This is a genomic window from Mesorhizobium sp. USDA 4775, from assembly GCF_054062655.1.
In genome coordinates this window covers 2,952,704-2,974,253 of record NZ_JBSSFM010000001.1, presented here as the reverse complement: position 1 = coordinate 2,974,253, position 21,550 = coordinate 2,952,704, and the positions used below count along the sequence as shown (strand labels likewise).

Here is a 21,550-nt window from a genome sequence, read left to right as displayed (position 1 = left end):
ATTAGAGCGGCGCACATTACCGCGCCATTTCCGACGCATGAAACTTTGGTAATGTTGGCGGTCGAAGGGAGCCGTCAGTCGCGGTGCAGGATAGCGTCCAATGCCGCCTGTTCATCGGCGGACAGGCTCTTTGTCGCCAGGGGTCGGCGCGAGCGCGCGGTCAGCACGATGAACACGCCTCCGACCAGCAGCAACAGCGCCGGCGTGCCCCAAAGCAGTGCGTTGCGCAGGTCGAAGCGCGGCTTCAGCAGCACGAATTCGCCGTAGCGCGAAACCACATAGTCCATGACCTGCTGGTCGGTATCGCCGGCGACGAGGCGCTGACGCACCAGGATGCGCAGGTCGCGGGCAAGGTCGGCGTCGGATTCGTCAATCGACTGGTTCTGGCAGACCATGCAGCGCAGGCCTTCCGACAGCGCCCGCGCCCGCGCCTCGAGCGCCGGATCGGCCAGCATCTCGTCAGGCTTCACCGCCAGCGCCGTGCCGGCAAAGCCGAGCGCCAGCATCAGGACGAGCAACGCGGCGCAGAACCTTGCCTTCATGGCAGGACCGTGGGCGCCACGACGTTCGCCTGCTTGCGCCGGCGCGAGGGCGCGCCGACACGCAGACGCCTGTCCATCAGCGACATGGCGGCGCCCGCCATCATCACCAGACCGCCGCCCCAGATCAGTGTCACCAGCGGCTTCCACCACAGGCGCACCACGACCGTGCCGTCCTTGGCCTCGTCGCCAAGCGATAGGTAGAGCTGGGAAAGACCAAGGGTCTTGATGCCGGACTCCGTCGTCGTCGTCTGCCGCACCGGATAGAAACGCTTGGCGGAACTGATTTCGCCGACAGGACTGCCGCTGACACCGATCAGCTCGAAGCGGCCACGGTCCTCGCTGTAGTTTGGCCCCTGCGCCGGATAAAGCCCGACGAAACGCAGCGTATGGCCAGACAATTCCACCGTCTCGCCGGCGCGCATGGTGAGGATCTTCTCGGTGCCGAAAGAGAGCGTGGCGACGATGCCGAGCAAGGTCAGGCCGAGGCCGAGATGGGCCAATGCCGTGCCGAAGACCGAGCGCGGCAGGCCGGCAAAGCGCCTGAGCATGACCGCCGGCGCAACCGATCCGACGCCGGACTTGACGGCAAGGTCGGTGAGCGCACCGGCGACCAGCCAGACCGCAAGGCCGATGCCGAGGGCGGCGAACACCGAGGCGCCGTCGATAAACAGGCCGGTGACGAGCATCGCCGCCAGCGCCGTGGCAAAGGCCGCCATAAGACGCTGAGACGCGGCGATGATGTCGCCGCGCTTCCAGGCGAGCAGCGGGCCGAACGGCACGAGGACCAGAAGCGGCAGCATCAATGGGCCGAAGGTCAGGTCGAAGAACGGTGCCCCGACCGAGATCTTGTCGCCGGTGAGCGCCTCCAGCGCCAGCGGATAGAGCGTGCCGACGAGCACTGTGGCGGTCGCCGTGGTCAGGAACAGATTGTTGAGGACGAGCGCGCCTTCACGCGAGATCGGATGGAACAGGCCGCCGGCGGTCAATCGCGAGGCGCGCAGCGCAAACAGCGCCAGCGAGCCACCGATGAACAGCGTCAGGATGCACAGGATGAAGACGCCGCGCGCCGGATCGGTGGCGAAGGCATGCACCGAGGTGAGCACGCCCGAACGGACCAGGAAGGTGCCGAGCAGCGACAGCGAAAAGGTGAGGATGGCGAGCAGCAGCGTCCAGATCTTCAGCGCCGAGCGCTTTTCCATGACGATCGCCGAATGCAGCAGCGCGGTGCCCGCCAGCCACGGCATGAAGGAGGCGTTCTCGACCGGATCCCAGAACCAGAAACCGCCCCAGCCGAGTTCGTAATAGGCCCAGTACGACCCCATGGCGATGCCGCCAGTTAAGAACATCCAGGCGACCAGCGTCCATGGCCGCACCCAGCGCGCCCAGGAGGCGTCGATGCGCCCCTCGATCAGGGCGGCGACCGAGAAGGAAAAGCAGATGGAGAAGCCGACATAGCCGAGATAGAGCAGCGGCGGATGAATGGCCAGGCCGAGATCCTGCAGGACCGGGTTGAGGTCGCGGCCCTCGATCGGCGCCGGATTGAGCCGGATGAAAGGATTGGACGTCGCCAGGATGAACAGGAAGAAGGCAGCGCCGATAGCGCCCTGGACGGCCAGCACATTGGCGCGCAGCGTCGCCGGCAGATTGGAGCCGAAAGCGGCGACAAGCGCGCCAAAGAAGGTCAGGATCAGCACCCAGAGCAGCATCGAGCCTTCGTGATTGCCCCAGGTTCCGGTGATCTTGTAGATCATCGGCTGCAGCGAATGCGAGTTTTCCCAGACGCTCGCCACGGAGAAATCGGAGTTCGCATAGGCGCTCGCCAATGCGACAAAGGACAGCGCCGTCAGCGCGAAGCCGGTCACGGCGACAGGACCGCCGACAGCCATCAGGCGCTGGTTGTTGAGGCGTGCGCCGAACAGCGGCACGATCGTCTGCACCAGCGAAAGCGCAAACGCCAGGACCAGGGCGAAATGTCCGGTCTCAACCATGGTTGTTTCCGCAATTCACTCTTGCTCTCCCGCCAGGGCTATTCACTCTTGCTCTCCTGCCAGACGCCCTTGGCCTTCAGCCCGTCGGCCACTTCCTTGGGCATATAGCGCTCATCATGCTTGGCAAGCACGCTGTCGGCAACAAAGACGCCGTCCGGACCGAAACTGCCCTCGGTGATGACGCCCTGCTCCTCGCGAAAGAGGTCGGGCAAGATGCCGGTATAGGTGACCTTGACCGATTTGTGCGTGTCGGTGACCGAAAAGGCGACCGTCGCGCCCTGCCCGCGCTGGATGGTGCCTTTTTCGACCAAACCGCCGAGCCTGATGCGCTGGCCGGGCTGGACGCTCGCCGTGGTGAGGTCGGCCGGCATGTAGAAGTAGGAGGCCTTCTGGCCAAGCGCGTAGAAGGTCAGCCCGGTGGCGGCACCCAGGAAAGCCAATCCGCCCACGATGACCGACAATCGCTTCTGCTTGCGTGTCATGACACGTTTTACTCCGTCGCCGTCAGGCCGAGCGAGGCGGCAAAGGCGGTGAATTTCTTGGCTTCGTCGCTGCCGGCGCCAAAGACGGCGATGGCGCGACCGAGCGCCTCGCGCGCCTGATCGGTTTTGCCCAGCACGACATAGGAACGAACGAGCCGCATCCATCCTTCCGTGTCTCGCGGATTTTGCCGCAGTTTTTCGTCGAGGCCGGCGACCATGGTGTTGATCATGGCTTCGCGATCCTGCGGCGACATGGAGGATGCGGCGTCGACATCTGCGGCATCGGGGCCCTTCGCGGCCGCGCCGGAAGCGACTTCGGGGCTAGCGGATTTTGCCAGTGCCTGCTCGACGGCACTGCGCCATGGCGAATCCGGCGGCAAAGTGCCCAACATCGCCTGCCAGGCCGTGGTCGCTTCCTTGTTGCGCCCCTCCTGCGCCAAGGCCACGGCCAGGTAGAAGCTGGCCTTGGCATTGGCGGGATCGAGCTTCAGCGCCGCCTCGAAGGCATCCTGGGCATCGGCGGAAACGATACCGCCCGCGGCACCGGCGATTGCCTCGCCGAGGCCGGCCTGGCGAACAGCGCTGTCGCCGGCGAGGCGGATGGCATTGCGGTACGCGGCGACCGCGTCGGAGAAGCGCTGCACGCGCAGATAGACCGGGGCCAGCACGTCCCACCCCCTGCCGTCGGACGGGTTGGCGGCAAGGTGGGCCTCGGCGCGTGCAACCAATTCGTCGACCGAACTGTCGGCCGGGTTCTTGGTCAGCCGTTGGCTGAGCGGCTGCGCCGGCAAGTCAGGCGAGCCGATCTGGCTGTAAACACCCCAGCTGACCAGCGGGACCGCCAGCACCGCCACGGTCGCGACAAGCCGCGCCGTGACCGAAGCCGGCCGGGCCGATGCCTTGCCGGCCGTATCGGCATTGTCGAGGCGCAGGATGCGGCGCGCGATTTCGGCGCGCGCCTCGGCCGCTTCCACCGGCTGGATCAAGCCGCGCCCGGCGTCGCGGTCAAGCTCGGACAACTGGTCGCGATAGACTTCCAGATCGTGATCGCCACTCGACGACGTGCCCTTGGCTCCCGCGGCCAGCGGCAGCAGCACCGCCAGGCTCGCGCCGAGCGTCAGTATCGCGGCTATGACCCAGAACAGCATGGTTCTTCCAATAACGACAGAGCCCCGCCCTGCCAACACAGGCATCCTGCGACGCTTTGACGGTCAGCGCGCCTGACGTCCTTGATCGACATCAACCGGAGCTGGGCCGGTCCGTTTTTGGTGCATGTCATTGTCCCAAAACCGCTGCGCACTTTTGGGCGACATGCAGCTGTCAGGTTAGCGGCGTCCAGCTGCCATCGGCATTGCGGCAAGCGGTTCCGCGCGCCGTCACCCCGGCGCCGCCGGTGAACACCGTCTGCGTGTATTGGCGGCAGTCCTGCGAACCGACGCGATAGGGCTGGGCCGGAACCACCTCGCCATAGTGCGAAGCCTGATCGCCTTTCCACGCCACTTTCTGACCGCTCGTCGTATATTCAAGCGCCTTGTATTCGGCCTCGAGCGCACTGCGCTTCTCGGCGTCGCTGAGGCCATTGCCGATCGAGCCGCCGACGAGGCCGCCGTCCATCGCCGAAATGATCGACTTGGTGACCTTGCCGCTTGTCGGAGGCGTCGAGGCCGGTGTCGGAGTCACGGTAGGGCCCTTGCCGCTCAAGGTGGTGCAGCCGGAGACGGCCAGCAATGCGGAAACAAGCGCGACGCGAATCTTCATGCCAACAACCGGTTTTCTTGAGTTGGAGCCTGCCATGGATGCGCCGGGGGCCGCGTCATCGGAGAAGTAGGCGTGGCCATAGTATTGATATTTGTCGGAAATTTGGCCGCTGCCAGCAAGTTCGAGAGCAATCGGCATTGCTCCGGGATCAATCGATATGCCGCCATGACAAACGCCTTCCATCGCTGTCGATTGGTCCGGGATCATCACTGAAGGCTCCGCAAGCGCACCGCTGCCTTCAATCCACCCAGGTCGGACCGTTCGAGCGCGAGAACGCCTCCATACTCGTTGACGAGGTCGGCGACAATGGCAAGTCCCAGACCTGTTCCCGGTTTTGTCTCGTCCAGACGCCTTCCACGCTTCAGCGCGTCGCGCGCCTTGTCCTCGGGAATGCCAGGACCGTCGTCGTCGATGCTGATCTCGAAAAGATTGTCGTCCTTGCCGGCCAGGGGCGCCACCGTGACCGAGACCGCGCTTTTTGCCCATTTCATCGCATTTTCGAGAAGATTGCCGAGCAGTTCCTCGAGGTCCTCGCGCTCCCCGGCAAAGACGATCTCGGTGGCCGGCAGGGACAGCGACAGGCTGGTCTGCGGATTGAGCTTCTGCAAGACCCGCACCATGCGCTGCACCAGCGGCGCCACCGGCGTACGATAGACGACGCTGTCGCGCTGAGCCGCGACGCGGGCGCGCTGCAAATAATGGTCGACCTGCTTCTGCATCGAGGCGGCCTGCTCGGCGATCAATTGTCCCTTGGCGCCGCCAAGCGCCCGGCCCTCATTGAGCAGCACCGCAAGCGGCGTCTTCAGCGAATGGGCGAGATTGCCGACCTGGGTTCGCGAGCGCTCGACGATGCGTTTGTTGTTTTCGATCAAGGCGTTGGTTTCGTTGGCTAACGGCTCGATCTCGGCAGGAAAGCGGCCGTCGAGCCGCTGCGCGGTGCCTTCGCGCACCATGGCAAGGGCGTTGCGCACCCGGCGCAGCGGCTGCAGGCCGAGCAGGATGGCAATGGCGTTGATGGCGATCATGCCGACGCCGAACAGGCTGAGATAGGTCAGCAGGCGGCGCTGGAAGGTGGCGATTTCCTGTTCGAGTTCGCTCTGGTTGCCCATCACGCGAAAACGCGCGGCGCGGTTCTTGGCATCGAGCACGAATTCGCTCTCGAACACTTCGAGCTGCTCGCCGTCTATCCCTTCGGCCGAATAGCTGCGCTGGAAGCTGGCATTGAAGGGCACCTCGGCGACGCTTGGCGACGGAATTTTGCTCGTCATCGACGACGAATGAAGGTCACCATGCACACCTTCCGAGGCAGGCTCGACCGACCAGTACCAACCGGAATTCGGCTCGGAGAAGCGGAGGTCGCCAAGGTCCGGGGCGCCGGTGAGCGCACCGGTGTCGGAAATGCCGATGGACCCGATCAGGTTGAACAGATGCGCCGAAAGCAGGCTGTCGAAGCCGCGCTCGCTGGCCTGGCGGTAGAGCGTGGTGATCAGGGTGAAAATAACGACAAGGGTCAGGATCGCCCACACGGTGGAAAAGGCGATGACGCGGAACGTCAGCGAACGCGGCCACAAACGCAGCGAAAGCGGCGCCCTTGCGGTTGGTTTGAGCGGTTCCGAGTTACGCCTCCGGCTCGCGCATGCGGTAGCCCATGCCACGCACGGTTTCGATCATGTCGATGCCCATCTTCTTGCGCAGCCGCCCGACAAAGACCTCGATGGTGTTGGAATCGCGGTCGAAATCCTGGTCGTAGAGATGCTCGACCAGTTCGGTGCGCGAGACCACCTCGCCCATATGGTGCATCAGGTAGGCAAGCAGGCGGAATTCGTGCGAGGTCAGCTTCAGCGGCACGCCGTCGACATCGGCTTTCGAGGCCTTGGTGTCGAGGCGCAGCGGCCCGCAGGTGAGTTCCGACGAGGCATGGCCGGCGGCGCGGCGGATCAGCGCCCGGAGCCGCGCCAGCACCTCCTCGATGTGGAAGGGCTTGGTGACATAGTCGTCAGCGCCGGCATCGATGCCGGAGACCTTGTCGCTCCAGCGGTCGCGCGCGGTCAGGATCAGCACCGGCATCTTGCGGCCGCCACGGCGCCAACGTTCGACCACGCTGATGCCGTCCATCTGCGGCAGGCCGATATCGAGCACGACGGCGTCGTAGGGTTCGGTGTCGCCGAGGAAATGGCCTTCCTCGCCGTCGAAAGCACGGTCGACGACGTAGCCGGCGTCGACCAGCGCGTCCGCTATCTGCCGGTTGAGATCCTTGTCATCCTCGACGACGAGTACGCGCATGCGGAGATCGATACCTTTTGAAGGACTTGTTCAGATATAGGCCGATTCCGGCAGCCTGGGAAACGGGTGGGTCAGTTCTGCGGAACGACGATCTCGGAACGGCGCGGACGCTGCCCGTCCTTGCCAGGCACCAGCACGACGATGACGCAGACCGGCTGGCCACCGCGTGTCGACTGCGAGGCCTTGGCCAGCGTCCCGCCATTCTGCTCGGCCACCTGCTGGCCGATCGCGTAGCAGTCGGATGCGGCCAGGACGATCGGGCTGGACTGGTCGGGCGCGATCACCGACATCGCCGTCGCCTGCGACGCCAACAGCCCGGCCGCACAGAGCGCCAGGGTCGCGGTTCGAAAGTGGGAGCGAAGCGTTTTCATGGTCGGCGTTGTAACGCATCGGTGCTGAACGTGAAATGAACGGTGATCGATGCGAAAACCATGCCCGCTACACCCCCCTGAAACGCCAGACGACCGATGTCATTTCGACGCCCCGACCCGACGAAATCCCGCAGACGCCAGTCTAGACTCCGTTTCGGCCAGATTGAAAGCGTGTCAGGCATTTTCCTGCGTTAGCGCGCGAAACCGCAGCAGCCCGTGATGCACGAGGAGTTCCTCGTCGTAACGGGCCTCGGTGAATTCAAGCGACAGCCGCGTCTTGCCGCGCCGGCCGACCACCAGTGCGGCGTTGGCAAGGCGGGCCTTGATGGCGGCCATGATGGCAAGGGTTTCGTCTTCACCATGGGCTTTCGACCAGACATGCAACGTAATCAACTGATCGTCGTCGTTCTCGGCGCCGGTGTCCCAGTCAAAGGCACTGGTCTGACCAAAAGTCACGTAGGGAAAGGCGGCATTCTCGGTCGCCCGCTCAAGCAGCCCGGCGCCACCAAGCAGCGCAGACAGCGACTTATCGCTTTTGAGCCTCAGAAAAAGTGCCTGCAGCAAATCGCCGGGCGCGGTCATTTTTCGTCCCCCCTCGCCTGTCATGCCTTGAGCAAGCGGTTCGTCATATTGGCAAATTCACGCGCAGCGTACCGGCTCGTCAAGCCTGTGCCATATCGCATGATTCGTCTCGTCGCGATCATGATCGCCGATGATCTCGAAAATACGACCCCTGTGATGAACAGATTGCCATGCCGAGCAACCTTGGAGAGCCGATCTGCTCAGCCGGCATGTTGCCCGGGGATACTTTGATTCCCGCGATCTCTGTCAGTATCGGGCTCGGCCGCCCGACATGTCGAAAACAGCGCCGGTGTTGAACGCACTGGCATCCGAGCAAAGCCACACCACGAGCGCCGCTACCTCGTTCGGATCGCCGAGCCGCTTCAGCGGACTTGCCGATATCATCGCATCGACGGTTTCATTGCCGAGATCGCGGATAAGGCGCGTATCGATCGGTCCCGGAGCGATACAGTTGACGCGAATATCGGTATCGCTGATCTCACGCGACAGTGCTTTGGTAAAAGCGATGACACCGGCGCTGGCCGCGGAATAGGCCGCAAGGCTCGGCAGTCCCTCTTTCCCGGCAAGGGATCCCATGTTGACGATACGACCCTTTCCCGCTCGTCGCATAAGCGGGAGCACGCGATGCGTTACTTCGAACGTGCCAAGAAGGTTGACCTGCAGGATTCTCTGCCATTCCGCCGGTTCGAATTCCTCGAACGGCTTATAGCCACCCAGCCACCCCGCATTGTTGACGAGAATGTCGACCCCGATTTCACCCATGATGGTCAGCGCTTGCATGACGTTATCGCGTTTCGTCACGTCCACTGAAAGAGATCGTGTGCCTTCAAGCTCGACGGGCTCAATATCCCAGATCCAGACGTCCGCTCCACTCAAAGAGAGCTTGTGGGCTATCGCTCGACCGATACCACGGGCGCCTCCTGTGACGATTGCTGTTCGGCCCGAAAAATCATACGTCACCGACATCATCACCTCCCATGAAACGCCAGTGCTTTGTATATATTTAGTATATTTAGCGCCGTATCGTGAATGAAGTCGAGGAGACGGGCGAGGCTCGGCCGCATCTCGGTGCGGTTTGTCTAGTGCCCGGCGCGCTGCCTGGTCATCACACTGCGCACCGCCAGCACCAGCACCGTGATGATGATTAGGATCACCGAAAGGGCGGCGATCGCCGGGTCGATGTTGTCGCGCAGGCCCATCCACATCAGGCGGGGCAGCGTGATGGCGTTGACCGAGGTGATGAACAGCGTGACGCCGATTTCTTCCCAGGACAGTACGAAGGACAAAAGCGCAGCTGTGATGATGCCGAACTTGATGTTGGGCATGATGATGCGGGTAGCACGCTCCCAGACAGTTGCGCCAAGGCCGCGCGCGGCAAGGTCGATGCGGCGGTCGAGCTGGCTGAGCGAGACCAGGATCAGCACGGTGGCGAAGGGCACCGTCATCACCGAATGGGCCATGGCGACGCCGAGCCAGGTGTCGTAGCCGAAGTACGAGCTGAAGCCGGAGATCGAGGTTAGCAGGAAGTAGAGCGTGATTGCCGAAACCACCGGCGGCACCACCATCGGCAACAGCACGAAACCGACGAGCGCGGCGGTAAAGCGCGGCTGGAACATCCACACGCCGAGGCTGAAGCAGAGTGCCAGCACCGTGGAAATCGCGCTGCTGACGATGCCGATGCGGATCGACAGCAGGATCGACTGGAGCCAGCGCGGATCCTCGATCAGCGAGCGATAGTGGCGCAGCGACAGTTCGCCCGTCGGCATCGCCAGCATGCGGCTCGGCGTCAGCGACACCGGGATGACCGCAAGCAGCGGCATCAGCAGGAACAGCGCCACAAGGGCGGCGAGGATCAGCGAGACGGGACCGGGGCGATAGGTCGGCATCAAATCAACTGCTTCGGTCTGACATAGCGGAACAGCAGCGCCATCAGCGCGCCGACGAACAGCACCAGCACGACGCTGATCGCCGCCCCCAGCCCCCAGTCCGGACTCTGGAAGATCCTGAGATAGATCAGTTCGGCGATCATCACGCTGCGGCCGCCGCCGAGGATTGCCGGCGTGACGAAGAAGCCGAGCGAGAAGACGAACACGATGAGCGCCGAACCGATGATGCCGGAGCGTGTCATCGGCACGAACACCGTCCAGAAGGTGCGCGTGCGGCTGGAGCCAAGCCCGCGCGCCGCAAGCAGCACGCGGTCGTCGAGGCTGCGCATGGCGGACGCCAGCGGAAAGACCGCGAAAGGAATGAGGAAATGCGTCATGCCGACGACGACGCCGAACTCATTGCGCACCAGGGTCAGCGGTTCGGAGATGAAACCGATCGATTGCAGCCAGGTGTTGATCAGGCCGCGATTGGACAACAGCGCCACCCAGCCAAAGGCACGGGTCAGCACAGAGATCCAGAACGGCACCAGGATGCAGAATTCGGCGATGAGGCGCTGCGCCGGGCTGCCACGCACCCAGACCACCGTGATGGCGTAGGCGGCAGCGACGGAAACAACCGTGACGATCGCCGCGATGCGCAGCGTGCGGATGAACACCGACTGGACCAGATCGTCGGTGAGCAAGGCATCATATTGGCCAAGCCCCGGCGTCGGCAGAGTAAAACTCCACTTCACCACGCCGAGAAACGGCCAGGCATAGGCCAGGACGAGGAACAGGAGCAGCGGCGCCATCAACAGCGCCGCGCCCATCCTGTCGGAGAGAACGCCTCTCATCTCAGATCAGCATCCCGCTCTCAGGCGGAGATGATCTTGGTGTATTCGTCGAGCGCCGCGCCGTAGTTCTTGGCGTACCAATCCATGTCGAGTGCGATCTGCTTCTTCATGTTTTCGGGATCGACCGGGTTGATGCGCTTCTTGTCGGCGGGGATCAGCGCATCGGCCGCCGGGTTGGCCGGGCCCTGGCCGAGCTTGTCGAACATGACGAGCTGCTTTTGCGGATCCTGTGCGCTGGCGATGAACTTCATCGCCGCGTCCTTGCCGCCGGGATTGTTCTTGAGAACGGCCAGCGCGCCGGGCGAGATCAGGCCCTGGTCCCAGATGAACTTGATCTTGCCGCCGGAATCCTGCTCGATCAGCGAGGCGCGGGTCGACCAGACGATGGCCATCGAGGCTTCGCCATTGAGCAGCACGCTCTGGCTCTCGGCGCCGCCGCCCCAGTAGGCGACGACGTTTTCCTTGAAGGCGGCGATCTTGTCATGCGCCCGCTTGAGGTCGAGCGGATAGAGCGAAGCCGGCGCGATGCCGTCGGCCAAAAGCGCCGCTTCCCAGCTCGACACGCCCCATTTGTAGAGGGAACGCTTGCCGGGGAACTTCTTGACGTCGAAGAAGTCGGCCATGCCGGTCGGGGCATTGCTGCCGTATTTCTCGGAATCATAGGCGATGACATAGGAGAAGAAGTAGGTCGAGGCGGCATATTCCCAGCCGAAGCCGGGGCGCATCTTCTTCTTGTCGACGATGTTGTAGTCGATCGGTTCGAGCGCGCCCTGTGCGCCGAGCGTGATGGCCGAGAACGGATCGACGTCGACCAGGTCCCAGGTCGGCGCACCGCTCTTGAACTGCGCCGAGATGGCGCCCTCGGTCGGGCCCGAGCCGTCCATCTTGACGGTGATGCCGGTGTCCTTGGTGAAGGCCTGGCCGTAGGCCGCATCATAGGCGGTGATGGCGTCGCCACCCCAGTTGACCAGCACCAGTTCCTTGGCCGCGGCAAAGGCTCCGGTCGAGCGCAGCAGCATCGGCGTGCCGGCGAGCACGAGGGCTGCCAGCTGCGTGAACTGGCGGCGCGAGATCTCGCCGCGTCTGGCCCTTTCGGACAGCGTGTCGATGGCGTTTTTCTTGGTGTCGTTCATGTCAGTTCCCCTTTGTTTTCGTTGATTTCAGTCCGGAAGCCGGTGCGCCGGATCAGGCCGCGCCGGCGCTCATTGTCCTCCGTCCGGAAGGAGGAAACCCTTTTCCGCCGGCCAGGTCAGCCAGACGGAATTGCCTTTGCTGAGTGCTGCGGCGGCGACCTCGTTCGGCACCGAGACGGTCACCTTCGCGCCCTGCCGTGTGGTCAGGTCGAGCTTGGTCGCTGCCCCCAGATAGGTGGAGGCGATGGCGGTCGCCGCAATGCCGTTTTCGCCGGCCGCCGCTTCGCGCGCGATCGACATGTGCTCGGGCCGGATCGCCAGGATGGCGTCACCACGGACCTTCTCGGCCTTGCAGTGCATATTGACCGCGCGGTCCTCGCAAAGGCCCGTCGAGCCATTGTCGGCGGGCTTGACCCCCTTCAGCGGCAGCATGTTGATCTCGCCGAGGAATTCGGCGACGAAGCGGTTATCCGGCCGGTCGTAGACTTCGTCCGGCGCGCCGACCTGCAGCAATTTGCCGTGGTTGAAGATGGCGACTCGCGAAGACAGCGCCAGGGCCTCGCTCTGGTCGTGGGTGACGAAGACGAAAGTGGTGCCGGTTTCCTGGTGCAGGCGCTTCATCTCGGCCTGCATCTGGCCGCGCAGGCTCTTGTCCAACGCCGAGAACGGCTCGTCGAGCAGAAGCACGCCCGGCTCGAACACCAGTGCGCGGGCCAGCGCGACGCGCTGCTGCTGGCCGCCGGAGAGCTGCGAGGGCAGTTTTTTCTCATGGCCGACCAGGCCGACGCGCTCGATCATCTCGCCGACGCGCTTCTTGATGTCGGCGGCCGATTTCTTGCGCACCTTGAGCGGGAAGGCGATGTTGGCCTCGACGCTCATATGCGGGAACAGCGCATAGCCCTGGAACACCATGCCGGCGGCGCGCTGCTCGGCCGGGCGGTCGGTGATGTCGGTGCCGTCGCTGAAAAGCTTGCCTTCGGTCGGCTGTACGAAGCCGGCCAGGATCATCAGGAAGGTGGTCTTGCCCGAACCAGAAGGGCCGAGCAGCGTCAGGAACTCGCCGCGGCCGATATTGAGCGACAGATTGTCCAACGCACGGAACGAGCCGAAGCTCTTGCCGATTCCGATTGCCTTGATCTCTGCGGCCCGGCCGGGTTGCTGCATCCTGCCTCTTCCTCAGTCCCAGGTGAAATCGTAGGCAGGCTGGCGGCTCACCGCAACCGAATAGTTTTCGCCTGATCGGCAAATTTGATTCACGTCTGGCAGTTGGGACGCGTCTAATCTTCCCCTCCGGGGGAGATTAGAGTCGGCTCTCCGACAGCTTCGCCCTGAGCCAGTCGCTGAAGGCGTTGAGCACGGGATGACCAGCCTTGGCATGCTCGAAGACCAGGAAATAGGAGCGTGGCGAGGGCACGGAAGCTTCAAACGGCTTGACCAGCCGGCCTTCGCTGAGCGCCCGGCGGCCGGTCAGCTCGTCGCCCATGGCAATTCCCTGGCCGGCGACCGCCGCCGAAAAGACGAGGTTCATGTCGGAAAAGAAGATGCCGCCTTCGGTATCCGGGTTTTCCACCTTGGACAGCGCCAGCCAGCGCGCCCAGTCCTCGGTGTCGGAGAGATGCAGAAGGTTGGCGCGCAGCACGTCCGCCGGTTTGGAAAAGCCGCCGACCTTGTTGAGCAATGTCGGGCTGCAGAGCGGCGTGAAGTGGACTTCGCAGAGCAGCTCCACCGCCCGGTTCGGCCAGTTGCCGACGCCGAAGGCGATGAAGGCGTCGGCGTCCGGGTTCGAGACGTCATCGAGCCGGCGCGGCGTCAGCACCGAGAGCGCCACGTCAGGGTACATCTGCTGGAACTCGCCGATATGGGTGCACAGGAACATGGAGGCGAAGCCTGGCGGGCAGGAAATGGCGAAAGAGCCGCCGACGCCGGCGCCGTTCGTCTGCGCTCCCGCGTCGCCGAGCACGGTCAGCGCCTTCCTGACATCGGCTGCGTAGCGCTGGCCGCGCGGCGTCAGCGCCACCCCCTTGCCGATGCGCTGCAGCAGATCGAAGCCGAGATCGCGTTCCAAAAGCCGCAACTGGTGGCTCACCGCGCTGCGGGTGAGGTGCAGTTCGTCGGCGGCACGCCAGACGCTGCCGTGGCGGGCGAAACTGTCGAGGGCGCGCAGCGCCTGTGTGGATGGAATTCTCAAGAGGTGAACCGAATTTGCATGAACCGGGAAAACATATCACTTTTTGGCGAGCCGCTTCACTGCTTTCTTTGATGCATGGACAAACCGGTGACGACATCGGCGCAAGAGACCGCCCTTGCCTGCCTCGACGGCATCCAGCCGCTGCTGTCGGCTTGGACGCGCACCATCTTCGATTTCGGCGAGACCGCCTGGCGCGAATACCAGTCGGCCGCATGGTATGTGGAGCGACTGAAGCGGGAAGGCTTTACCGTCGAGGAAGGTTCCGGCGGCATGCCGACCGCCTTCTGCGCCCACTGGACGAATGGCGCCGGACCGACGATCGGCCTGTATGCCGAATATGATGCAGTGCCCGGCAACTGCCAGGACGCGGTGACGGTGAAGCAACCGCGGCCCGGCCTTGGCGTCGAGGCCGGCGGCCACACCGATCCGCATTCGGGGTTGGGCATGGCAAGCCTCGGCGGCCTGCTGGCCACCAAGGCGGCGATGCAACACCACGGCATCCCAGGCACGTTGCGCTTTACCGGCGAGCCGGCCGAAAAGGTGCGCGGATCGAAACCGATCCATGCGGCCAAGGGTTATTATGACGGCCTTGCCGGCATGATCTCGTTCCACCCTTTCTACATGCTGCCACTCTGCAATACGGCGCGCTGGGACACGCATTGTGGGGCAGCCTACGCCATGATCTTCCGCTTTGTGTGCGACGAACCCGAAAACTGGGTTCGCGCAGGCGACGGCGCACCGATCCCGCAGGCGCATTCGGCGGTCCGCGCCCCCGGCGCCAACGACGCGCTGATGACGATGTACATGGCTTCCAAGGCGCTGCGCGATTCCATGCTGCCGCACCAGGGCGGCTGGTCGATCAGCGAGGCGATCCTGACAGCCGGCCAGGCGACCGCCGATAATCTGCCGGCGGGGCTGGCAGAAATCCAGTACATGATCCGCGTGCCGACCATTGGCATGGCCGAGCAGGTGACGGCCGTGCTCGACCGCAATGCGGCGGCGGCGGCCGCGATCAGCGGCTGCCGTTACGAGCGCCACTGGGTGTCAAAGTCGCGGCCCGGCTTGGCCAATCATGCCATGGCCGGGATTGCCTATGAGGCGCTATCGACGGTCGGGCCGCCCCGCTGGGACGAGGCCGCCAGGGCGATCGGGCGCGAAATCCAAGTCAATGCCGGTGGTACCGCGACCGAGAACCCGTTCATCGACGAGTTGGAGCGGTTGATCGCACCACAGGAGGCGGAAGCGATCCTGCGCCGCGACCTGCCGCCCTCGCAGGTGAATTCAACCTCTGACGACTACACCGACATGAGCTGGCACGCGCCGACCGCGCGCTTTTACGTCGCCCGTCCGGCGCTGCGCTCGACGAATGGCCATACCTATCCCTCTTGGGTGATGAATGCGCTGGGCGGCATTTCCGCCACCATCGACCCGATGGTTGCCTGTGCGGCCAAGACGGTCGCGCTGGCGGCGCTGCGCCTGCTCGAGGACGAAAAAGCCCGCGATGCGGCGATGGACGAGTTCGTCACCCGCACCGGCGGCGGCATTGGCGGCACTAACTGGATCGCGCCGCTCTGCGACTACGAACCGCCGATCAACTTCCGCTGGCCGGAATATGTCACCACGGTGCGCGGCCGCGACTGGTGGATCCCGAACAGCGCATGACCCGACCAACTCTTGAGAACAAGCCCACGAGGAGAACCGCATGACCGTTCATGACCGCATCGTCGCCGAGCCGTTTTCGCTGCAGCGCCGCAACCCGGCCGGCGGCACCAAGCCGCTGACATCATGGGGCTTCGCCAACGAAACCGACGTGCTGACCGACGTGCTGCTGGGGTCGCCGAATTTCCTGCGGCATCTGTCGACCAGCTCGCTGTCGCGCAAGCATCTGCGCGAGGCGCCCTGCAACGTCCAGATCGCGCAGGCGCAGCACAAGGACCTGGTCGCCGCCTATGAGCATTTCGGCGTCAACATCCACTGGCACGAGCCGACGCCGGAACTGCCGATGCAGGTCTATTCCCGCGATTCCAGCGTCATGACGCCTTACGGCGCCATCATCACCGCCATGGCCAATTGGTGGCGGCGCGGCGAAAACTATGCCGCCATCCGCACCTACGAGAAGCTCGGCATCCCGATCTACGACATGGTCACGGCAGGCACCTTCGAGGGCGGCGACTTCAACGTCATCGAGGACGGCGTGGTGCTGATCGGCTGCGGCGGCGCCCGCACGCAGGAAGAAGGCGCCCGCCAGGTGCAGGCCTGGTTCGAGAAGGAGGGCTGGGAAACCCGCATCGCCTTCATCGACGAGTACTATGTCCATATCGACCTGATGGTGGTGCCGATCGCCGAAAAGCTCACAGCGGTCTGCTTAGCCTGCACCGAACCCGGCATCGTCGACTGGCTGAAGGGCAAGGGCCACGAGATCATCGATGTCCCCTTCCAGGACACGATGGCGCTCGGCTGCAACTTCATGTCGCTCGGCAAGGACAGGGTCATCGCACCGACCTCCAGCCAGACGTTGATCGGCCAGCTCAAGGCGCGTGGCTTCGAGGTCGCGGCCGTCGACATGAGCGAAATCTCCAAGACCGGCGGCGGCATCCACTGCATGGCGCAGGCCTTGAAGCGCGAAGCCGCGTAAGAGATCACCGCCCCGCCGGTGTTATACGGCGGGGCGCGGAGACTGCCTGGACGGGTCCTTGGCTCGATCCGATGCATCGTCTGTTTTTCGCAAGGATGGACAACGCACGGGATCGGTTTTACGAGTCAGCCCGACCAGCGGAGATGTTCGCGCCCCCCAATGAACAAGATCGATACCCACAACAGCAAGGGCGGCGACGAGCGCTCTACCGCCACCAGCCTGTTACGGCTCGGCACAAGGTTGAAGCTCTCCCGGCAGACGCGTGGCCTGACCTTGAAGGCGCTAGCCGCCGCAGCCAACTGCTCCGAAAGCCTGCTTTCCAAGGTCGAGAACGGCAAGGTCTCACCCTCGCTGCCCATGCTTCACCGGCTGGTCGAGGTGCTCGGCACCAACATCGGCTGGATGTTCGAGGAAGCCGATGGCGAGGAAGGCATCGTCTTTCGCGCTGGAGCACGGCCGTTGATCGCGCTCGATCCGCTCAGGCGCGGCGAAGGCATATCGCTGGAGCGCGTCATTCCCTATTCGCCGGGCCACCTTCTGCAGTGCAATATCCATCATATCGAGGCGGGCGGAGAAAGCGCCGGCCCGATCCAGCATGCCGGTGAGGAAGTCGGCTATCTCCTGGAAGGCGCCATCGAACTGATGGTCGGTGAAAAGACGTTTCGCCTGACCGCTGGCGATTCCTTCGTTTTCAACTCGGAACTGCCGCACTGGTACCGCAATGTCGGCGACGAACGCGCCAGCATTTTCTGGGTGAATACGCCGGCGACATTCTGATCTGGCCAGCCCCTTCTCCTTTCGCCGACGCTAATTCAAGTCGCTTGACAAGAAATCAAGTATCTTGAATTATGCGTCTGCGCTCAGCGCCAGATGAGCCCGATCAAGGGCCTTTTCCGCAAAACCAAGGGGAACCGGAATGCGTCTTATCAAGATCCTTTCAGGCTGCGCCGCAGCCATCGCCATGACCCTCGCGCTTGGCTCCGCCTCGGCCATGGCCGAAACCTATGCGCTGGTCACCATCAACCAGCAGGCCCTGTTCTTCAACCAGATCAATGACGGTGCCAAGGCCGCGGCAAAGGCCGCCGGCGTCGACCTCGTCATCTTCAACGCCAACAATGTGCCGAGCGCGCAAAACGACGCGATCGAGAACTACATCACCCAGAAAGTCGACGGCATCATTCTCGTCGCCATCGATGTCAACGGCGTGAAGCCCGCGATCACTGCGGCCAAGGCCGCCGGTATTCCGGTGATTGCCATCGACGCGCAGATTCCGAATGGCGACAATGTCGCCTTCGTCGGCGTCGACAACACCAAGGCCGGCGAGGATATCGGCAAGTTCTACGCCGACTACGTCAAGACCAAGCTGAACGGAACCGCCAAGATCGGCGTTGTCGGCGCGCTTAATTCGTTCATCCAGAACCAGCGCCTGGACGGCTTCAAGAAGGCTGTCACCGAGAGCGGCCAGAAGGTAACCTTCCTCGACACGGTCGATGGCCAGAACGTGCAGGACGTGGCGCTGTCGGCCTCCGAAAACCTGATGACGGCCAATGCCGACATGACGACGCTTTATGCGACCGGCGAGCCGGCCCTGCTCGGCGCCGTTTCGGCCGTCACCAGCCAGGGCCGTACCGGCGACGTCAAGGTGTTCGGCTGGGATCTCACCAAGTCCGCGGTGCAAGGCCTCGAAGAGGGCTGGGTAATCGCCGTCGTCCAGCAGGATCCGGCCGGTGAAGGCAAGGCTGCCATCGAAGCCTTCGGCAAGCTCAAGAAGGGCGAGAAGATCGATCCGATCATCAATGTTCCGATCACCATCGTGACCAAGGAAAATGTCGGCCAGTTCAAGGACATGTTCAAGTAAGATCCTCCCCAGACCGCCGGGCCGCGCATTGACTTTGTGGTCGTTGCGCAGCCCGGCGACCGTTTGAACATGCCGCATTGAGAACTGGAACCATGATGAGCGATGGCGAGACCTACCGCGTCAGGATGACCGGTATTTCCAAACGATACGGGCCTATCCAGACGCTGGATGATGTTTCGCTGAACCTGAAACCTGGCGAGGTGCTTGGCCTGGTCGGCGACAATGGCGCCGGCAAATCCACCTTGAGCAAGGTTCTGTCCGGAGCGGTCATTCCGGATTCCGGCACGATCGAGATCGATGGCAAGGCCGTGTCCTTTTCCTCGCCGGCCGATGCCCGCGCCGCACGGGTGGAGATGGTCTACCAAGACCTTTCGCTCTGCGACACGGTGGATGTGGCGGGCAATCTCTTCCTTGGCCGCGAGCCTCGCCGCCACGTACTCGGCCTCCCCTTTCTCGACAACAGACGCATGCATGACCAGACGCGCGAGATGCTCGACCGGCTCGGCATCGTCATCGCCGACACCAGGCTCAAGGTCGAGAACCTGTCCGGCGGCCAGCGCCAGTCGATCGCTATCGGCCGCGCCGCCTCCTTCGATCCATCGGTGCTGATCATGGACGAACCGACAGCCGCCCTTGCGGTGGCGGAAGTCGAGGCGGTGCTGGACCTCATCCGCGCCGTCAGCGCCCGCGGCGTCAGCGTCATTCTCATCACGCACCGGCTGCAAGACCTGTTCCTGGTCTGCGACCGCATCCAGGTCATGTATGAGGGCCGAAACGTCGCCGAACGCAGGATCGGCGACACCAGCATCGAGGAGGTCGTCAACCTGATCGTCGGCCGCAAATTCACCGCGCGTTCGGCGCGCGCCAGCCGCGACGAGGGGGTACAGCCATGAACGTCACCTCCGCCGGTGTCGGCGCCTCGCCGCCCAAACGTGCCCACAACAGCACCTGGAGGGATGTGGCGCTAGCCAATGGCAGCGTCGTCTCCATCGCGCTGTTCTTCATCGTCGTCTGCGTGGTCTTCTCGCTGGTCACCGGTTCCTTCCTGACGACACCCAATCTGCTCAACATCGTGCGCCAATCGGCGCCGTTGCTGATCGTTGCGGCGGCGATGACCTTCGTCATCACCACCGGAGGCATCGATCTTTCGGTTGGGTCCGTGCTGGCGCTGACGGCGACACTTTCGGCCGTTGCGCTGCAGGCCGGCCTGCCATGGCCGCTGGTCGTTGTCGGCATGCTGGCGCTTGGCGCGGCGATCGGCGCCTTGCAGGGTTTCTTCATCGCCTATGAGCGCATCCCGGCCTTCATCGTCACCCTTGCCGGGCTCTCGGTCATCCGTGGCGTGGCGCTGCTGATCACCGGCGGCTATTCGATCCCGGTCGAGCCGACGAGCTTCTTCGTCAACATCGGCAGGGCCTGGTTCCTCGGTGTGCCGGTACCCGCATTGCTCGCCCTTGTCGTCCTGGCCATCGCCTATCTCGCCTTCAACCAGACGCCGTTCGGCCGCTATGTGACCGGCATCGGGGCCAACGCCGAGGCTGTGCGCCGCGCCGGTGTCGATACGCGCTTCATGACGCTCTTCGTCTATGTCCTGTCGGGCATGGCGGCAGCGTCGGCCGGCGTCATTCTGGCCGCGCGGCTGGGCTCCGGCTCGTCCAATTCCGGCCAGGGCTTCGAGCTCGATGTCATCGCCGCCGTGGTGCTTGGCGGCACCAGCCTGTTCGGCGGGCGCGGTACGATCATCGGCACCGTGCTCGGCGCGTTGACCGTCGCTGTCATCGGCAACGGCCTGATCCTGGCGCACATGTCGCCCTTCCTGACGCCGATCGTCACCGGCACAATCATCCTCGTTGCCATCTGGCTGAATTTCCGCCTGTTCAAGGGCGCGACGCGGAGCCGCTGACATGGATCATTTGTTCGACAACACGCCAAGGCAAAGGGTGCCGATCGGTGTTCGCTCCGGCACCGTGATGACCGTTGCCGGCCCGGCCGCGATCGCCGACATGGGCGTGACGCTGATGCACGAACATATCCTGCTCGATGGTTCGACATCCTGGAAATGCCCCTGCCATCCCGACGACCGGAAGATCGCCGAGCAGCCGGTCAGCATGGAGATCATCGGCGAATTGCGGATGAACCCCTACATGAATCGCGACAATGTCTCGCTCGACAATAGCGACCTGGCGCTTTCCGAGCTCGCCAGGTACCGGGCGCTTGGCGGCCATACGGTTGTCGACGCGACCAATATCGGCATCGGCCGCGATCCGGTGAAGCTGGCGCGTATTGCCCGCGCCTCCGGATTGCGCATCGTCATGGGCACGGGCTTCTATCTGCAGCACACCCATCCCGACTGGCTGAAGGCGATGGACGTCGACGCCGTCACAGAATTTCTCGTCAACGATGTCGGCGGCGGCCCGACGCAGCCCGAGATCATGGCCGGCATCATCGGCGAGGTCGGCGTCAGCAAGGATTTCACCGAAGAGGAACGCAAGTCGCTGCGGGCTTCAGCGCGCGCGGCCAGGATCACCGGCGTCCCGCTGACCATCCATCTGCCCGGCTGGGAACGGCTGGCGCATGACGTGCTCGACGTGGTCGAGGCGGAAGGCGCAGATCTCAGACACACCGTCCTCTGCCATATGAATCCGAGCCACAATGATCTTGCCTACCAGAGAAGCCTCGCTGCGCGTGGCGCCTTCCTGGAATACGACATGATCGGCATGGATTTCTATTATGCCGACCAGAATGCGCAATCGCCTTCCGACGAGCAGAACGCGCAGGCGATCCGTTCGTTGATCGACATGGGGCTGGTCGACAGGATCCTGCTGTCGCAGGACGTCTTCCTGAAGATCATGCTGACGCGCTTCGGCGGCTTCGGCTACGGCTTCATCCTCAAACATTTCGTGCCAAGGCTGAAACGCCATGGTGTCGAGCAATCGGCAATCGACCGCATGCTCGTCGACAACCCAAAGACCGTGTTCGCCGCGAGCCTCTGAACCGCCGGCCACAGCAAA

Annotated in this window: 22 protein-coding genes; 7 read left to right on the top strand and 15 right to left on the bottom strand. The window is 63.7% G+C overall.

The annotated features are described in order from the left end of the window. Positions 1-74: 74 nt before the first annotated feature. From ACVILI_RS14195 to ACVILI_RS14125, 15 genes are all read right to left on the bottom strand, one after another. A complete protein-coding gene (locus ACVILI_RS14195; protein ID WP_038645598.1) occupies positions 75-542 on the bottom strand; it encodes a cytochrome c-type biogenesis protein in 468 nt (155 codons plus the stop codon). Then, positions 539-2,530: a heme lyase CcmF/NrfE family subunit gene (locus ACVILI_RS14190; protein WP_038645596.1), complete on the bottom strand. Its 1,992-nt coding sequence runs from the start codon at positions 2,528-2,530 to the stop codon at positions 539-541. The genes ACVILI_RS14195 and ACVILI_RS14190 overlap by 4 nt, the downstream gene beginning before the upstream one ends. Before the next feature lie 38 nt (positions 2,531-2,568). Further along, positions 2,569-3,012 (bottom strand): cytochrome c maturation protein CcmE, encoded by a 444-nt coding sequence (gene ccmE, locus ACVILI_RS14185; RefSeq protein ID WP_010915048.1) that lies wholly within the window; start codon positions 3,010-3,012, stop codon positions 2,569-2,571. Between the two features lie 8 nt (positions 3,013-3,020). Continuing rightward, positions 3,021-4,160 (bottom strand): c-type cytochrome biogenesis protein CcmI, encoded by a 1,140-nt coding sequence (gene ccmI / locus ACVILI_RS14180; protein ID WP_240564689.1) that lies wholly within the window; start codon positions 4,158-4,160, stop codon positions 3,021-3,023. A 172-nt stretch (positions 4,161-4,332) separates the two neighbouring features. Continuing rightward, entirely contained in the window at positions 4,333-4,770 is a 438-nt protein-coding gene (locus ACVILI_RS14175; protein ID WP_038652364.1) for a hypothetical protein, read from the bottom strand. Between the two features lie 206 nt (positions 4,771-4,976). Then, complete coding sequence (locus ACVILI_RS14170; protein ID WP_051112886.1) at positions 4,977-6,347, bottom strand: ATP-binding protein; 1,371 nt, start codon at positions 6,345-6,347, stop codon at positions 4,977-4,979. Between the two features lie 40 nt (positions 6,348-6,387). After that, positions 6,388-7,053 (bottom strand): response regulator transcription factor, encoded by a 666-nt coding sequence (locus ACVILI_RS14165; RefSeq protein WP_019857144.1) that lies wholly within the window; start codon positions 7,051-7,053, stop codon positions 6,388-6,390. A 71-nt stretch (positions 7,054-7,124) separates the two neighbouring features. After that, the gene (locus ACVILI_RS14160) at positions 7,125-7,424 is read right to left on the bottom strand and encodes a hypothetical protein (RefSeq protein ID WP_019857143.1); all 300 of its coding nucleotides are present in this window, start codon (positions 7,422-7,424) and stop codon (positions 7,125-7,127) included. A gap of 174 nt (positions 7,425-7,598) precedes the next feature. After that, positions 7,599-8,006 carry a DUF3168 domain-containing protein gene (locus ACVILI_RS14155; RefSeq protein WP_038645591.1) on the bottom strand — a complete coding sequence of 136 codons (408 nt, stop codon included), beginning with the start codon at positions 8,004-8,006 and terminating at the stop codon, positions 7,599-7,601. Between the two features lie 246 nt (positions 8,007-8,252). Then, positions 8,253-8,972: an SDR family NAD(P)-dependent oxidoreductase gene (locus ACVILI_RS14150; RefSeq protein WP_240564688.1), complete on the bottom strand. Its 720-nt coding sequence runs from the start codon at positions 8,970-8,972 to the stop codon at positions 8,253-8,255. 113 nt (positions 8,973-9,085) lie between these two features. Next, complete coding sequence (locus ACVILI_RS14145; protein ID WP_038645588.1) at positions 9,086-9,892, bottom strand: ABC transporter permease; 807 nt, start codon at positions 9,890-9,892, stop codon at positions 9,086-9,088. After that, positions 9,892-10,725 (bottom strand): ABC transporter permease, encoded by an 834-nt coding sequence (locus tag ACVILI_RS14140; protein ID WP_038645585.1) that lies wholly within the window; start codon positions 10,723-10,725, stop codon positions 9,892-9,894. The genes ACVILI_RS14145 and ACVILI_RS14140 overlap by 1 nt, the downstream gene beginning before the upstream one ends. 20 nt (positions 10,726-10,745) lie before the next feature. Continuing rightward, positions 10,746-11,858, bottom strand: a complete 1,113-nt coding sequence (locus ACVILI_RS14135) for an ABC transporter substrate-binding protein (RefSeq protein ID WP_019857138.1) — start codon at positions 11,856-11,858, stop codon at positions 10,746-10,748. Between the two features lie 69 nt (positions 11,859-11,927). Next, positions 11,928-13,022 (bottom strand): ABC transporter ATP-binding protein, encoded by a 1,095-nt coding sequence (locus ACVILI_RS14130; RefSeq protein ID WP_019857137.1) that lies wholly within the window; start codon positions 13,020-13,022, stop codon positions 11,928-11,930. 136 nt (positions 13,023-13,158) lie between these two features. Then, the gene (locus ACVILI_RS14125) at positions 13,159-14,046 is read right to left on the bottom strand and encodes a LysR substrate-binding domain-containing protein (RefSeq protein ID WP_038645582.1); all 888 of its coding nucleotides are present in this window, start codon (positions 14,044-14,046) and stop codon (positions 13,159-13,161) included. 75 nt (positions 14,047-14,121) lie between these two features. Between ACVILI_RS14125 and ACVILI_RS14120 the strand changes: the two genes are divergently transcribed. The 7 genes from ACVILI_RS14120 (at position 14,122) to ACVILI_RS14090 (ending at position 21,532) form a co-directional block, all read left to right on the top strand. After that, complete coding sequence (locus tag ACVILI_RS14120) at positions 14,122-15,708, top strand: zinc-binding metallopeptidase family protein (RefSeq protein WP_240564687.1); 1,587 nt, start codon at positions 14,122-14,124, stop codon at positions 15,706-15,708. 40 nt (positions 15,709-15,748) lie between these two features. Continuing rightward, complete coding sequence (locus ACVILI_RS14115; protein WP_010915034.1) at positions 15,749-16,681, top strand: dimethylarginine dimethylaminohydrolase family protein; 933 nt, start codon at positions 15,749-15,751, stop codon at positions 16,679-16,681. A gap of 159 nt (positions 16,682-16,840) precedes the next feature. Next, positions 16,841-17,458 (top strand): cupin domain-containing protein, encoded by a 618-nt coding sequence (locus ACVILI_RS14110; RefSeq protein ID WP_019857133.1) that lies wholly within the window; start codon positions 16,841-16,843, stop codon positions 17,456-17,458. A gap of 139 nt (positions 17,459-17,597) precedes the next feature. Next, entirely contained in the window at positions 17,598-18,539 is a 942-nt protein-coding gene (locus tag ACVILI_RS14105) for an ABC transporter substrate-binding protein (RefSeq protein WP_019857132.1), read from the top strand. A gap of 92 nt (positions 18,540-18,631) precedes the next feature. After that, positions 18,632-19,432, top strand: coding sequence for an ATP-binding cassette domain-containing protein (locus ACVILI_RS14100; protein WP_019857131.1), 801 nt, complete (start codon positions 18,632-18,634; stop codon positions 19,430-19,432). Further along, complete coding sequence (locus tag ACVILI_RS14095) at positions 19,429-20,442, top strand: ABC transporter permease (RefSeq protein WP_038645578.1); 1,014 nt, start codon at positions 19,429-19,431, stop codon at positions 20,440-20,442. Before ACVILI_RS14100 ends, ACVILI_RS14095 begins: the two co-directional genes overlap by 4 nt. Before the next feature lies 1 nt (position 20,443). Then, positions 20,444-21,532 carry a phosphotriesterase family protein gene (locus ACVILI_RS14090; RefSeq protein WP_038645576.1) on the top strand — a complete coding sequence of 363 codons (1,089 nt, stop codon included), beginning with the start codon at positions 20,444-20,446 and terminating at the stop codon, positions 21,530-21,532. Positions 21,533-21,550: the final 18 nt, after the last annotated feature.

Bases quoted from the DNA above. Each gene is read 5' to 3' on its own strand.
- ACVILI_RS14120 (WP_240564687.1), top strand. From the start codon at position 14,122: ATGGACAAACCGGTGACGACATCGGCGCAAGAGACCGCCCTTGCCTGC.
- ACVILI_RS14110 (WP_019857133.1), top strand. From the start codon at position 16,841: ATGAACAAGATCGATACCCACAACAGCAAGGGCGGCGACGAGCGCTCT.
- ACVILI_RS14140 (WP_038645585.1), bottom strand. From the start codon at position 10,725: ATGAGAGGCGTTCTCTCCGACAGGATGGGCGCGGCGCTGTTGATGGCG.
- ACVILI_RS14115 (WP_010915034.1), top strand. From the start codon at position 15,749: ATGACCGTTCATGACCGCATCGTCGCCGAGCCGTTTTCGCTGCAGCGC.
- ACVILI_RS14105 (WP_019857132.1), top strand. From the start codon at position 17,598: ATGCGTCTTATCAAGATCCTTTCAGGCTGCGCCGCAGCCATCGCCATG.
- ACVILI_RS14160 (WP_019857143.1), bottom strand. From the start codon at position 7,424: ATGAAAACGCTTCGCTCCCACTTTCGAACCGCGACCCTGGCGCTCTGT.
- ACVILI_RS14150 (WP_240564688.1), bottom strand. From the start codon at position 8,972: ATGTCGGTGACGTATGATTTTTCGGGCCGAACAGCAATCGTCACAGGA.
- ccmI (WP_240564689.1), bottom strand. From the start codon at position 4,160: ATGCTGTTCTGGGTCATAGCCGCGATACTGACGCTCGGCGCGAGCCTG.
- ccmE (WP_010915048.1), bottom strand. From the start codon at position 3,012: ATGACACGCAAGCAGAAGCGATTGTCGGTCATCGTGGGCGGATTGGCT.
- ACVILI_RS14175 (WP_038652364.1), bottom strand. From the start codon at position 4,770: ATGAAGATTCGCGTCGCGCTTGTTTCCGCATTGCTGGCCGTCTCCGGC.
- ACVILI_RS14155 (WP_038645591.1), bottom strand. From the start codon at position 8,006: ATGACCGCGCCCGGCGATTTGCTGCAGGCACTTTTTCTGAGGCTCAAA.
- ACVILI_RS14195 (WP_038645598.1), bottom strand. From the start codon at position 542: ATGAAGGCAAGGTTCTGCGCCGCGTTGCTCGTCCTGATGCTGGCGCTC.
- ACVILI_RS14135 (WP_019857138.1), bottom strand. From the start codon at position 11,858: ATGAACGACACCAAGAAAAACGCCATCGACACGCTGTCCGAAAGGGCC.
- ACVILI_RS14090 (WP_038645576.1), top strand. From the start codon at position 20,444: ATGGATCATTTGTTCGACAACACGCCAAGGCAAAGGGTGCCGATCGGT.
- ACVILI_RS14100 (WP_019857131.1), top strand. From the start codon at position 18,632: ATGATGAGCGATGGCGAGACCTACCGCGTCAGGATGACCGGTATTTCC.
- ACVILI_RS14165 (WP_019857144.1), bottom strand. From the start codon at position 7,053: ATGCGCGTACTCGTCGTCGAGGATGACAAGGATCTCAACCGGCAGATA.
- ACVILI_RS14095 (WP_038645578.1), top strand. From the start codon at position 19,429: ATGAACGTCACCTCCGCCGGTGTCGGCGCCTCGCCGCCCAAACGTGCC.
- ACVILI_RS14145 (WP_038645588.1), bottom strand. From the start codon at position 9,892: ATGCCGACCTATCGCCCCGGTCCCGTCTCGCTGATCCTCGCCGCCCTT.
- ACVILI_RS14130 (WP_019857137.1), bottom strand. From the start codon at position 13,022: ATGCAGCAACCCGGCCGGGCCGCAGAGATCAAGGCAATCGGAATCGGC.
- ACVILI_RS14190 (WP_038645596.1), bottom strand. From the start codon at position 2,530: ATGGTTGAGACCGGACATTTCGCCCTGGTCCTGGCGTTTGCGCTTTCG.